Source organism: Maribacter sp. 1_2014MBL_MicDiv, assembly GCF_001865655.1.
Classification (GTDB): domain Bacteria; phylum Bacteroidota; class Bacteroidia; order Flavobacteriales; family Flavobacteriaceae; genus Maribacter; species Maribacter dokdonensis.
Genome location: NZ_CP011318.1, coordinates 569,888 through 583,931 on the forward strand (window position 1 = coordinate 569,888; position 14,044 = coordinate 583,931).

General features: G+C 35.8%; 12 protein-coding genes. 3 read left to right on the plus strand and 9 right to left on the minus strand.

Features of this window, described 5'->3' with window-relative positions; genetic code table 11:
• Positions 1 to 27: 27 nt before the first annotated feature.
• Both YQ22_RS02325 and YQ22_RS02330 read right to left on the minus strand, forming a co-directional pair.
• A complete protein-coding gene (locus YQ22_RS02325) occupies positions 28 to 3,318 on the minus strand; it encodes an ABC transporter permease/M1 family aminopeptidase (RefSeq protein ID WP_071339926.1) in 3,291 nt (1,096 codons plus the stop codon).
• 2 nt (positions 3,319 to 3,320) lie between these two features.
• Entirely contained in the window at positions 3,321 to 4,208 is an 888-nt protein-coding gene (locus YQ22_RS02330; protein ID WP_071339927.1) for an ABC transporter ATP-binding protein, read from the minus strand.
• Between the two features lie 207 nt (positions 4,209 to 4,415).
• Between YQ22_RS02330 and YQ22_RS02335 the strand changes: the two genes are divergently transcribed.
• Together YQ22_RS02335 and YQ22_RS02340 are read left to right on the plus strand one after the other, a co-directional pair.
• Complete coding sequence (locus tag YQ22_RS02335) at positions 4,416 to 5,207, plus strand: sensor histidine kinase (RefSeq protein ID WP_071339928.1); 792 nt, start codon at positions 4,416 to 4,418, stop codon at positions 5,205 to 5,207.
• Positions 5,207 to 5,908 (plus strand): LytR/AlgR family response regulator transcription factor, encoded by a 702-nt coding sequence (locus YQ22_RS02340; RefSeq protein ID WP_335626523.1) that lies wholly within the window; start codon positions 5,207 to 5,209, stop codon positions 5,906 to 5,908. The genes YQ22_RS02335 and YQ22_RS02340 overlap by 1 nt, the downstream gene beginning before the upstream one ends.
• 205 nt (positions 5,909 to 6,113) lie before the next feature.
• On the opposite strand, the gene YQ22_RS02345 is transcribed toward YQ22_RS02340, so the two are convergent.
• The 7 genes from YQ22_RS02345 to YQ22_RS19370 form a co-directional block, all read right to left on the minus strand.
• Complete coding sequence (locus YQ22_RS02345) at positions 6,114 to 6,593, minus strand: thioredoxin family protein (protein ID WP_071339930.1); 480 nt, start codon at positions 6,591 to 6,593, stop codon at positions 6,114 to 6,116.
• A gap of 44 nt (positions 6,594 to 6,637) precedes the next feature.
• Positions 6,638 to 7,681, minus strand: a complete 1,044-nt coding sequence (locus YQ22_RS02350) for a serine hydrolase domain-containing protein (protein ID WP_071339931.1) — start codon at positions 7,679 to 7,681, stop codon at positions 6,638 to 6,640.
• Positions 7,682 to 7,712: 31 nt separating this feature from the next.
• Positions 7,713 to 8,567, minus strand: coding sequence for a CPBP family intramembrane glutamic endopeptidase (locus YQ22_RS02355; protein WP_071339932.1), 855 nt, complete (start codon positions 8,565 to 8,567; stop codon positions 7,713 to 7,715).
• A 126-nt stretch (positions 8,568 to 8,693) separates the two neighbouring features.
• Positions 8,694 to 9,803 carry an acyltransferase family protein gene (locus YQ22_RS02360; protein WP_054557955.1) on the minus strand — a complete coding sequence of 370 codons (1,110 nt, stop codon included), beginning with the start codon at positions 9,801 to 9,803 and terminating at the stop codon, positions 8,694 to 8,696.
• Between the two features lie 21 nt (positions 9,804 to 9,824).
• Positions 9,825 to 10,427, minus strand: coding sequence for an ankyrin repeat domain-containing protein (locus tag YQ22_RS02365; protein ID WP_071342477.1), 603 nt, complete (start codon positions 10,425 to 10,427; stop codon positions 9,825 to 9,827).
• A gap of 188 nt (positions 10,428 to 10,615) precedes the next feature.
• Entirely contained in the window at positions 10,616 to 11,224 is a 609-nt protein-coding gene (locus tag YQ22_RS02370; protein ID WP_071342478.1) for a hypothetical protein, read from the minus strand.
• Between the two features lie 134 nt (positions 11,225 to 11,358).
• Positions 11,359 to 11,484, minus strand: coding sequence for a hypothetical protein (locus YQ22_RS19370; RefSeq protein WP_257786209.1), 126 nt, complete (start codon positions 11,482 to 11,484; stop codon positions 11,359 to 11,361).
• Positions 11,485 to 11,918: 434 nt separating this feature from the next.
• Here YQ22_RS19370 and YQ22_RS02375 point away from each other — a divergent pair, with 434 nt between their 5' ends.
• Positions 11,919 to 13,970, plus strand: coding sequence for a helix-turn-helix domain-containing protein (locus tag YQ22_RS02375; RefSeq protein ID WP_071339933.1), 2,052 nt, complete (start codon positions 11,919 to 11,921; stop codon positions 13,968 to 13,970).
• Positions 13,971 to 14,044 lie beyond the last annotated feature (74 nt).

Sequence of the window (14,044 nt, forward strand, 5' to 3'; positions counted from 1 at the left end):
ATCTTAATTCCGTAACCTAGTAAGACATTACAATTCTACAGGCTTAACACTTTCAAATAGATCAACTATCACATGCTGAAGCGAATATGGTGTAACCGCTCTAAAATAGCCCAACAAGTCTTGACTGGTGGCATAGCGATTGGAATTTATTTTTAGCTTACCATTTGTAGTATTCCAATCTTCCAAAAAGCGTCTTAAAGCTTTATTGACCTGCTCCTCGCCTATGACCTTTTGAAATTGATACATGTTAATGGCACCTTTGGCATAATAAATATAGTCTTGATTATCTACTAATGCTAGCGATGGTTCTGCCCCAGATTCTCTGAGTTTCCCTTCTTCGTATTTCTCTAATTGCAATTCCAAAAACTGCTGAACCTTTTCTATTGGATAGTGCTTTTGTAAAACCATTATTGCTGCATATTGAGAAAGTGTTTCCAAAATAAAGTATTGCCCTTTTACATTTGCGGCTTCTACTTGCATAGCAAACCATTGGTGGGCAATTTCGTGTGCAGTTACATAAAATGCCATATCTACATCGGTTTCATCATCAATATCTAAAACAAAACCTATAGATTCTGAGAATGGAACAGTGCCAGGAAATGATTGTGCAAATTGCGCATAACGCGGAAACTCCATGATACGTAACTGTTCATATTGATACGGACTGAAATTTGTGCTATAGTAATCTAATGAGGCTTTCATAGCCGTCATCATTCTATCTATGTTGTACTCATGACCTTTATGATAGTAAATTTCCAGATCTACTTGTTTCGAAAAAGCATCAGATTTTGAAATCCATTTGTCTTTTTTTATGTCATACCTTGCTGAAACAATTGAGTAAAAATCAATCATTGGAATTTCCATTTTATAATGAAAATAATTACGATTATTTTCTGTCCATTCCTTCAATAAATTCCCGGGAATTAAGGCTGTTTGGTCAATTTCGGTTCCTATGACCATTTCAAAATTAATACCGTCAGAATCACTACCAGATCTTGCATTCATTAATTCTTTCACGTCATTTCTATTAGCTCTATTTATTCTTTCAGGTAAATTATATTCTGAACGTTCTTTGCTATCACTTAGCTCATATTTTCTGTTGTATCCTAATGTTGGAAAGTCTTTGTTGTTAAAAAATGTTCCATTTTCTACAATATTAGCATTTGAATTACCTGCTTCAAATCCATTCGTAGTGAATGATTGCTTAAAGTTCATTTTAATTGAATCTCCAGGATTCAAAGGGTTATACAACTTATAGATGGAATAACCGTAGGTAGCGTATGTATTATTTTCTGTTGCGCCTCCATCAAAAGTGACAGCGTCTAATGTGACGTTCTCTTCAATTAGTTTTTGAACATGAATCTCATTTATGGGCTGTGCATTGGTGTTTTTTAATACGTAATAACCTTCTGCAGTATAGTTTCTTGATGAAGGATACAATTCCACTTTTAAATTCACATCTACTATTTTGGGCTGTGGTATATATTCAAACTGTTTGAGTTCCTTTTCATAAGATACTCTAAATTCAGTTGCTTTAGTATTGGTCCAATAGGTGTTTAAAATATTCGTATTGTAAAAGATAAAACTTCCCATTAGTATAAATACTAAAAAGACCATAGAAGCAACTTTAAAAAGCGGCTTGCTCAATCTGTTTTTGCCAGCTCTTATTCGTTGCATTAAATTGGTTTCAGTACCTCTAACGTTTACTAAAGACCCAATAATTAATAATAGTATTCCGAAGAGAAACCAATATGATTTAATTAACAGATAGGGTTTTAAAAAATGACCATAACCATTCATATCAGAATACGTTCCTAAAGCACTTCCTCCGAAAAAATATAAATCGTGATCAAACTCGAATAAACCTAAAGCAACATTGGCTATAAAAAATACAATCACCAACATTATGCCTACAAACTTATGGTTTACCACAGATTGAATAAAAAATGCAATGCATGTATACAGTGCTAAAAACGGTAAAATCTCTAAGAAGAAACCATAAAAATAGACTTGGAATTCATATTTGTAATACTCACTTAATGTTTGAAATAGAATTCCTGAACCAATTAGTGCGAGCATTAATACTACATACACTACGTTTAATCCAATGTATTTACCCATTAGTTTGATAAAACTAGACATTGGTGTTGCGTCATAGATCAAATCTAATTTAGCACCTCGCTCTTTCCATACCAATTCACCTGAATAAAACACTAAAATTATTATGAAGAAATAAATAGATGTTTCTTTGAGTTCTTCAACAATAAAATAGGTTGCTGGATAGCTATCAACACCATATACAGTTCCAAGATTTACGGAATTAATGAGAATGATAATCATCCCACAAAGAACAATTCCCCAAAATGATGCTTGCTTGCAAATACTGATAAAGTAAAACCAAGAAAATTGTTTTAATTGATTCCATTTTGAAAGTAATCCATATTGCTGTGTAGCTTCAGGAATTTCTATATCACTAACAACACTAGTGCTTTTACCAACTAATTTTTCAACTTGCTTTCTCTTTGATCGCTTTTCTTTAACAACATTAAAATTGAATTTTTTATAACCATAGATTAGCGCCAGTATTCCTAGAGACATCCAAAATAGTTTGTTATACAGCAATGCTCCAATAAAAGGAAGTTCTTGTGTACTTTTTTCTAACGCTGACCAAGACTTTGTCGCAAAAGTGGTTGTTGTTAGCGAAAATGGATCTAGAATGGCTTGCCAAAATTCATTAGTGATAGCTTTGGTTAGCATAAAAATCACAAATAAAATAATACCTTGTGTATAAACTACCACCAGGTTTCTGCTTAAAGCACCTGTAACAAAAAATAACGAAGCTCCAAAAAACAACGTTGGTAACGTTACCATTAAAAATGTCTTTATATAAACAATGGCATTAAACCCTAATAGATCTTCTGGATTATGCCATGGCATAAATTCGCTTAGCATCATGCCAAATAAAATACCTGTAAATGCAAATAGCAAAACTGCAAACGATCCTAAAAATCGACCTAGTAAATAATCTTTTTTGTTGATTGGTGCAGAAAATAGCAATGATTCTATATTGTATTCAAAATCCCTTAGTACAGAAACGCCCATTATCATTGAGGCTAAAATCATAAATATACCGGTAATAGCTCCCATAGTTTTTGCAATCACTATGGGTGAATTATTTTTCATCAACCCCATGTCTGAACCTTGAAAAATAAAGTCAACACCAACAATTGAAAATAGAAATAGAAAAAGGAAGAACACATAAGTATCTGGTCGTTTAATTCGGTATTGTATTTCGAACTTAAAAATAGTATACCACATAGCTAATTAGATTTAAGGTTAGTAGTATTGAATATTTCCGAAAAATAGACGTCCTCTAATTCGGCATTAATAAGCGAAAAACCGTCTCCTGGATTTGTGTCACTTACGATATGAATGGTTGGTTTTCCAAGAAATAATCGTTCACTGATGACCTGATAATTTTCTTTATATAGGTTCAATTCTGATTTCTCGATTGTTTTTTTATAGACTTTATCCTTTAGGTCTTCTAGTATTTGCAACGGCTGCCCTTTTAAGCATACTTGTCCTTGATTAATAATGGCCATATTTGTGCAGAGCTCTTTGACATCGTCAACAATGTGTGTGGATAAAATAACCACGGTATGTTCCCCAAGCTCGCTTAGAACGTTGTAAAATCGATTGCGTTCTACGGGATCCAATCCTGCAGTGGGTTCATCTACAATAAGTAACTTCGGATTGTTAAGTAAGGCTTGTGCAATACCAAAACGTTGCTTCATCCCACCAGAAAATCCTTTAAGGTTTTGTTGTCGTACGTCATATAAATTGGTTTTATACAAAAGCGCTTTCACTAATTCTTTGCGTTCGTTTTTATTAGTGATGCCTTTAAGCACTGCGAAATGATTAAGTAATACTTCGGCAGATATTTTTGGATACAAACCAAATTGTTGCGGCAAATAACCTAATACCTGTCGCAATTCATTTTTTTGTTTTAATACATCGATGTCTCCAAGAACAATGGAACCAGCATCGGCTTCTTGCAGTGTTGCAATAGTTCGCATTAACGTAGACTTGCCTGCACCATTTGGCCCTAATAGACCAAACATGCCTATTGGCATATCTAGTGAAATATTTTGTAAAGCTTTAATCCCGTTTGAATACGTTTTTGATAGATTGTCAATTCTAAGTTCCATACTGTTCGTTTTTGATTGATTGAGGCAAACTTATGGTGGGCCTTAATTGTAAAAAACAAAAAGTGACACATCTCATGTTAAGCGTGATACAAGACCTTAAGAAGGGTGCAAACGTACTTTATCCCTACTAAGCAGGTGTTTATCCCTCTGAATCTATTGTTTGTCAACTAATTTGTAGGAGGAGTTTTATTTAATTAATCTTGACCTATGAAGTTGAAAATATCAGATAGAAATAAGAAAATTATAAACAGGGTTTATAAGATATCCCTTGTAATTATAGGTATAGTCATTGTAATCTTTAATGACACTTTTGGTAAATTAGAAGGGTTTGCTGAGTTTGTTGTATTGTACTTTATTCTCTTAATCATTACAATTGCCCACTGGGTTTTTAAACAGATCAAATCAATTATTCGATTAAAGAATGAAAAAGAAAAAACAGAATTACTGCATTTAAAAAGTCAGGTAAACCCACATTTCTTCTTCAATACACTCAACAATTTGTATGGATTAATGGAAAAAGATTCTAAGGAAAGGGAAATGGTACTTAAACTTTCTGATATGATGCGATATAGTATTTATGAGGGCCAAAAAGATTGGGTTACCCTTAAACAAGAATTAGATTACTTAAAAAACTATATTGAACTTCAAGGAATACGCTATCATAAAAAGTCTGATATTCAATTTAATTCTGAAATTGAGAATCCGCAAGCTAAAATTATGCCTTTACTATTTATTATTCTAGTAGAGAATGCTTTTAAGCATGGCTTGGAAAATTTAGAAAAAGACGCGTATATCCATATTAACTTCACCGAAAAGGATAATAACGTAAATTTCATAATTGAAAATAATTTTGAATTACAACAAACACCCAATACAGAAGGTATTGGTTTAAAAAACTTAAAGAGAAGATTAGAGCTAGTTTATCCAAATAAGCATGCTCTTTCTTTTGACGTAAACACCAATAGTTATAAAGTTAAACTATCTCTAAAATTAAAATAATGAGATATCTAATCATAGATGATGAACATATAGCCCACAAGATTATCATGGAATATTGTCAAATGCTTCCGCATATGAAGTTGCAGAAAAACTGTTATAGCGCTTTGGAAGCGCTTGAGTATTTGAATACACATCAAGTTGACCTAATCTTTTTAGATATAAATATGCCCAAGTTAAAAGGATTCGAATTTTTAAGAACCTTATCATCACCTCCTAAAGTTATTGTCACGACCGCCTATAGCGAATTCGCAATTGAAGGCTACGAATTAAACGTTGTAGATTACCTGTTAAAACCTTTTAGTTTAGAACGTTTTTTGAGTGCTATTAATAAAGTAAGGTCTTCGACCATTAGTACAATAAGTATGGGAAGGCAGCAGACTATAAAGCCTGAAGGAAAGCATATTTTTTTAAAGCAAAATAATGGTCATGTTCAGGTAGCTATAGATTCCATACTATTTATTGAAGCTTCTGGAAACTATACCAAAGTTGTTACTACTGATGGCATCATCAGCATTCGAGAAAAAATATCGGATATGATACAATTATTTTCAGACAATGATTTTCTTCAAGTTCATAAGTCTTTTGCAGTTGCAAAAAAGCATATACGTAGTGTAGAAGGCAACAGAATTTACATTGGAGATCATAAAGTTCCCATAGGACAGACTTATAAATCAAATGTCAATAAACTATTATTAGGTTAACCGTTGTGAAGGAATCCTAGTTAGTTTTAGCCTAAACGTTTCAATAATCTGAGCATTAAACCAAAAGATATTTGCATAACTTTCGTCTAAAGTATCACCCAATTTTATTATGGCTGCTTTTGGAAGCGAAATGTCTTTAGTCTTTTGTAATTTACAAGATGTAGAATGTCGTTTTTTATATCAGGCGCTTCTACCTTACTTAGAATTAAGGCAAATTCAAATTTTTAAGTATTTCAAGGAATTTTGTTCTCCCAACCTTTCCTACAGCGTAATCAATTACATTTCCTTCAGAATCAATAAAAACTGTAGTTGGGGTAGCGCCAATGTTATAGTGCTTTGCGAGTTCTTTATCATTAGGGTCATCAATATTAATCTCAACGGGTATAACTTTCGCATTAATGGCATTCATAGCTTCTTTGTCTCCAAAAATTTCACGCTTCATAATGCGACAAGGCGAACACCATTCCCCGGTAAAAAATAACATTATATTTTTGTCAGAACTGTCAGCAAGCTTTTGAGCAGACACCATGTCATCATTCCAAACCATATCATTTGAAGGCACATAGAATGAATACCATGCATACCAAAGAGAAACAACAAGGAAAGTGAGCCAGAACCAGCGCCAAAAAGGATGAGATTTAGTTTTCATGAGCTTGGGGGTATTGTTTGATGCATTTGTTTCCATAGTATCTGTTTTTTTTATCAAGTATATTAATTTTAAGGTATTGGTTACTTTCTCCTTTTCAGGATTTTTACAATTCTATTATTAATTTTTTCTGATACGTTCCAAGAGTATCCGCCACTGGTATTTACAAATTGAACAACTACAGCATCAATATCCTTGTGATACTTGGCAATACTGCTGTAACCTGGTAATAATCCTGTATGTTCATATATATAAATAGATGAATAGATAGCTTGTTCAGTATCATTGAGCAAGGAGCCGTCGTTCAACGCCCTCAAGAATATACCCACATCCTGTGCTGTAGCCACCATGGAGCCGGCAGGGCTTACAAAATCATTGGGCTTTAGGTCTGGCTCATAATCCACGGCATATCCGCTCATAACATCGTCTAAATTCACTTCACTTAGCAAACTGTAGGTGTGGTTGAGCCCGAGGGGCATTAAAATTTCTTTTTTGATAAATTGGTGATGACTATATCCCAATATTTTATCCAAGATTTCGCCAATCAACAGATAATTGGTATTTGAGTACCTATATTTTTTATCCGGTTTAAAATCGGCAGGAGTATCGAGGACCAAATCGAGCGATTCTTTAGTGTTTTTAGAATAATCGTTTGCCCAAAAACCTGGAAAGTCCGTGTAGTTCGGAATACCAGACCGATGTTGCACCATCATTCTCAAGGTGATTTTATCGGCATTTTCAATTCGTCCCACCAGTTCCGGCATATAATCAGCGAGCGTTTTGTCTAAAGACAACTGATTGTCATTAACTAATTTTGCTACGGCAACAGCAACATACAACTTGCTAATGCTGGCAATCCGGAATAAAGCTTTTGGGTTGGCAGGAATCTTATTTTTTCGATCCTGCCAGCCAGCGGCATAAAACTCAGGTGGCTTTCCAGCTTGGTCTACATAAACAATCATGCCGTCCAAACCGTATCCAATGGCATCATTGACCTGTTCCTGAACCGTTTCAGGTAATGGTGTTAACAGTAATCTTAGCAAAATCCATGGTACAAAAAATAGTGAGCTGATGCTTGCCATAATAAATATGATTTTGAGTATTCGTTTTGATTTTTGCTTTGTCATAATTCTGTAGTTTTATATACTATCTGAAAACCTATAGATTCTCAATTTTCGCCTTTCGCCAAAAATAGATGGCAAATAGCGTCGTAATAATCGGTAGCATGAGTCCGTATTCATCTATCCAAAAAGTAGTGCGGTCATTTGTAATCGTCAACGGCGTGAAAATCTTCTGTATGAATATATTGTGTACAGAATGAAATAGGGCCGCAGGCCACAAGCTGTTGGATTTAAAAGTATAGTAGGCCAAAATGACCGAAATTGCCACTATCATTACGGTAAAAGCTGTAATGTGTAGCAACAGGTTTCCACTTCCCTTGTAAATTAAAAAGATAATTGGCCAATGCCATATCGCCCAAATTAGGCCACTAATTATAGAAACAGTGCCAAAGGAAAATAGTTTCCGAAGTTCGTAGATGAAGAATCCCCGCCATCCTATTTCCTCGCCCAATGTCGAACCAATGTTCTTTACAACACCAACAATAGATAAGAGAACAATCATAGTTAATAGTATAATAGTACTATTGAAACCTTCCATGCCTAATTGTTGCGACCACTCGGTGATAGTTTCCTGATTGAGCACATTTCCAAAACCGAAAACCCAAATCAATACATAGGCAATCATAATATAGGCTACCGGAATCAAATAGGATAGGCGCAAATTTTTCAAACGTTTCAGACCCAATGGAAGACTTGAAATCGGTCTTTTCAGTAGCTTCAATGTAATAAAGGCGGATAATGCAGGGCTCATCATTAAAGCCCCGACATAGATGCTTGTAGGGTTCAGCTTGAGTATTGCGTAATAACAGATAGCACTTAGCAAGGTTAAAATTCCCAAAAACAACAGTATTGTTTTCCAGATTTGTTTGGGATGGCTTAATTTTTCCGACATTTTAATATTTTTAAAGAAGACTTAATAAACCGAGGCTTGTTACATTTCAACTTTCAATACTATCAAAAAAGCAACATGAAAGTATCTTAAAAAGTGTGACCAATCGTTCGGTTTTTTAAATTGGAACTAATTTGAAGAGTCCTTAATTTTTAGATGATACATTTTCATGAGCTTTTTTGCTTTATTGGATTTCCATTTAAGTCCAAACAATGGCTTTAAGAATCCAATCCTTTTAATAATAAATTCATAAATGAGATAGCAGGCTAAACCTGTAAAAGCTACAATACCTACGAATTTCAATAAGATAGGTATTTCCAATGGCAATATGAACATAGCCCCTGCGTACAAAACAAACATGTGTATGATATAAACAGGATACGCTGCTTGGCTCAAATAACTCAGGATTTTACTTGGTTTGTTCAAGTACTTATATCCGAGGCCGAAAACGCCGAAAATCCAACAATTGGATTCGATAGCCGTAAGATAACCGGGTGCTTCCGTCGCGTAATTAAAATATCTTATGCCGAACAGAACGGCGGCCAAACCAATATATAACCAGCGCCATTTTAAAACGGTCTGCCAGAATGTTTTACCACTGTACACGAAAAGAAAGCCGAAAAAGAAGGCCAAAAATCCAATAAAAAAGCCATGCCAAGTCTCCGCATATAGGGCGAATAGCTGGGGTTTTACCAGTAATGCTTCAAGCACAAAAAATATAGAAATCGACAAAGGCCCAACAGGATTACCCATGAATTTGGACAAGCCGTTTTTAAATCTTCCATTCTCGTTCTTTTTCAGATAGAAAAATAAGGGCAGTAACAGCAGGACGTATGCAAAAATATTCCCTAGAAACCATAAATGCCCTACATGCGGATAATAGCCCAACGGCATATCATAATACGTCTGAAAAATATACATGTGTAAGGTGGTTATGGCTATAAAGCCAAAGACGAAGGGTAAAAGAATACGCTTTGTCCGTTCCAGAAGCAATTGTTTCCAGTTTCTCTTGCGCATGGCAAAATAGAGCCCCATTCCCGAGACGTAGAACAAAAGTGGAATCCGCCAGACGTTTAACATGGTCATTGGTTTCCATAAACCTTCTAGAAATTCATCGCTTCTGATAAAGCCAATGAACATGGCCCAAGGTTGAAATACAATGGCGATGTGATAAATGAGCAGCAAGCCAATGGCAATAACCCTTAACCAATCAATATCATATCTTCTTTCAGTTTTCATCATGTTTAATTTTAAAATCGATTATTGCAACATCATTGCTATGACCGGGCGGGTTTTTTCGATTTCGGTCAACTCAATTTGTAAACCTATCGGCCCTAATTGCTGCTGTAGCATTTCATAAATGGGTTTTATTTCTGCAAATGGCCCCATAACACTTTCCCTTGGTGTCATACCAAAGTTGTTTTTAGCGGTCTTATCGGCTTTGGCATCAATAAGTGACTGTACGACTTCGACTCTACAAAAGAATGCGGCCGTATGCAAAGCTGTTGCACCATCGTTATTTTTAGCCGATAAATCCGCACCGGCATCAATAAGGGCTTGCGCAATTTTATGCTTTCCAAAGCTCGCGGCAGTGATTAGTGGTGTGGCCCCGGTCATAGGGTCTTTTTTGTTCAAATCTGTTCCTGCCGAAATATGCTGTTTAACGGCTTCAAGATTGTCCGATAGTATCGCTGTTTGAATATCCATTTCTGGTGCATCAACTACCGACTTGGTTTCGGTACTGGTGGTTACTTCGGTTTTTGATTTACTGCTGGTTTGACCACATGCGGTCGTAAGTAAAAGAAGGCCTAATGACATGTGTCCCAAGGTTCTTAATGTGTTAATTCTAAATGGTTTATTCATGATTATGTTATTTAATTTTAATAGGTATTCTTGAATCTTTGATTTCATGATTATAATTTTTTTGATTATTGCTATTATTTTTTCTTTAGTAAACGACCTCGGGGCAAGCCCGCAATGCATTCGTAGGAAACGGACTTTTAATTTCGAGGCAAGGCTTGGGGCATTATACCCTTTGGCGGTGCAAATGATTAAAACCAGCTAAAGCCAATTCCTAAACTAAATTGCACCACCTCTCTGTCATTATTATTATCTAGCTTTACACCACCCAAGAGTAATTTGGATTGGACGTTTAAGGCAAATTTGTTTTTTCTGTACACTTCGTAACCCGTGCTCGCCATAACAGCTAAACCCGTATTCCAATCGTCATTTATGTTATCTTCAATATCATATAAGGCAGGGCCATCTATGGCTAAACCGGCACCACCATGTATCCACCACCGGTCTTTTACCCAGTACTGAACAGAAGGTATAATGCCTCCAAAGTGCCTGTCGTTATCATTAAGCGTGTAAATCATTCCAGGTGCAGAAACGGTAACGGCTAAACGGTTGTTAAGCATATAGCCAAACTTTAATTCAGGAAAAGTGCCACCGCCTTGGGTATCATCAAAACTTTGGGTTCCAGCACTATCTTCTATACTGATTATACCGCCACCTAGACCAAATTCGAAGATAAAACCATCTCGGTTAAAGCTGTTTTGAGTGTTAGAATTGTTTTGTGCAAATGCTAGTGCAGATATTAAAGTAAAGGCAGCACACGCCACTTTTAACTTAGCTTGTTTTTTGATTGCTTTACTCATGTCTTTGTTATTTAATTTTAATAGGTATTCGTGAATCTTTGATTTCATCATTACATTTTTAATTATTGTTATAATTTTGTTATGGTAAGGGATAGACTTTGATTAGGGCCTACCCCTTTTTTCAAACCAACAAACTAGGCTTCTAAATGAAGGTAAGGTCTGGAATGTGACCAACGGATTCTCTTGCTGTCCTCAAAATGGGTAAAGAAAGTGAACCTTCTAGATTCCGTTGGCGATTGATTGATGCCCGTTTTACTCATGGCTTTGTTATTTAATTTTTATAGGTATTCGTGAATCTTCGATTTCATGACTGTGTTGTTTTTTGATTTTTTCATATTGATCGTGATTAGCGGTTAAAGTTTCTGTACTGTGCCCATTGGGTTCTTTTGCTTGCGCTAAAGGATGAAAAGTACTGTCCTGTTCTTGACTCCGTTGCTGTTCTTGTGATTGATGCTTTCATAATTATTGTTTTAAATTGTTCGTTATGATTTTTGATGTTACAAAGGTGCTATAGAACTTGCAGCAACCTGTAGGAGCTATGCGGAGAACTATATCAAGTTTCAAGAGGGCATAAAAATTTTGACGCAGGGATATAAATTATGACGCAAAAGATGTCTTTTCCTTTAATAGGTGACCTATAGGATAACGCATAATTCTGTATATTTTCCCTAATTTAGAGCCAGCAAAAAACAACATGCCAAATCCATCGTCCAAAAAACCAAACTTTATAGAACAAGCGGAAGCCCTAATTCTGGAAAATTTGGCCAACGAACAATTTGGGGTGTCCGAACTTGCGGAAGCTCTGCACATGAGCCGATCTAACCTGCTCCGGAAGATCAAGAAACAGACACAGCTTTCTGCAAGCCAGTTTATACGTCAAGTCCGTCTTAAGGAAGCAATGAAACTGCTAAAGGAAGATTCTTCAACGGTTTCCGAAATTTCATATCAAGTAGGTTTTGGAAGCACTTCCTATTTCATTAAATGCTTTCGAGAACAGTACGGATATTCTCCTGGGGAGCTTGGAAAAGGTACTGTGGTGGTCGAAACAGAAAAGGTCCAAACCAACTTTTTGAAGCAATACCGTTGGCCGTTTATTGCTTCAACATCCTTAGTATTGATACTTGTTGCCATAATGCTGTTCAGTAAAAAGGATGCTATAAATGAATCGAAAATTGAAAAATCCATTGCAGTATTGCCCTTTAAAAATGAGAGCAGCGATTCCACCAATCTTTATTTTGTAAACGGACTGATGGAATCCGCCTTGAACAACCTTCAAAAAATCGAGGATTTGCGGGTCATCAGTAGAACCTCGGTAGAGAAATATAGAAAAACGAACAAGGGCATTCCAGAGATTGCAGAGGAGCTGCATGTGAACTACTTGGTAGAAGGTAGTGGCCAACGCGTAGGCAATCAAGTTTTACTCAACATACAATTGATCAACGCTTCTACGGACACCCCTATTTGGGTAGAGCAGTACAGTCGGGAAGTCGAGGACATTTTTGAATTGCAAAACGACGTGGCCAAGAAAATTGCAGATGCCATTGCAGCCGTCGTAACACCGACAGAACTGGAGCAAATTGAAAAAAAACCAACTGAAAACCTATTGGCCTATGATTACTACCTACAGGCATTGGACCCTTATTATTCTCGCTCAGAAGAAGGCTTGGAAAAGGCCATTTCATTATTCGAAAAAGCTATAGAGCAGGATCCAGAATTTGCCCTCGCCTATGCCAACATCGCTATCTCATACTATCTTCTAGAAATGTCGCAAATAGAGAAACAGTACACCGAAAAGATTAACAGCTTTGCGGATAAGGCCTTGCTTTACGATTCAAAATCCGCCGAAAGCTTGGTCGCAAAGGCTTTTTACTACATACAAACAAAGGAGTACCAATTGGCCTTGCCCCATCTTAATAAGGCGCTGGAATATAACCCCAATTCATCTTTGGCGGTGCAAATGCTTGCGGAATTTTATTCGCATATGCTGCCCAATACTGATAAATACCTAGAGTACGCATTAAAAGGGGTTCAGCTAACCGTTGCTAGTGATTCCATTACTCAGAGCTATACGTATTTACAACTAAGTAATGCGCTTGTATCGTCAGGATTTGCAGATGAAGCTTTAAAATATATTAACAGTTCGTTGGATTATAATGCTGAAAATTTTTATGCTCCACATTTAAAGGCATTTATACTGTTCGCCAAGGACGGTAATATTGAGCGTACAAGGAATTTGTTGATAAAGGAATGGAAGAAAGATACGACTCGGCTTGATATTTTACAGGACATAGGGAAGTTGTACTACATCGAGGAAAATTATGACAGTGCCTACTTCTATTTTAAAAAATTTGTGGAAACCAGGGAAGCAAATAGTCTGGATATTTATTTACAGGAAAATGTCAAAATTGCACTGGTCTATAAAGAGATGGGATTGGACAAGGAAGCTGAGAAACTATTTAATGATTTCTCTGAATATTGCGAAGGAGATCAATCCATTTATAGAAGTGTGAATCTGGTTTGGAAATACGCTTATGAAGGAAAAATCAATGAGGCTATCGAACAGCTTAGAATATTTTCCGAAACAGAGAATTATCTGTATTGGTTTTTATTAATCGAAGATGAACCATTGATAAAACCATTAAAGAGCCATCCAGATTTTGAGGATATTATGCAGAAAATTAAGGATAGATTTTGGAAAAATCAGGCCGAGTTAAAAATATCTCTGAATGAAGAAGACTTGCTATAATCCGTTAAAAAGCTTAGCCACTAGTTCAATTTTAAAAGACTTTGATCTAAAGAGCTTAGTTTAAAATCTAAATT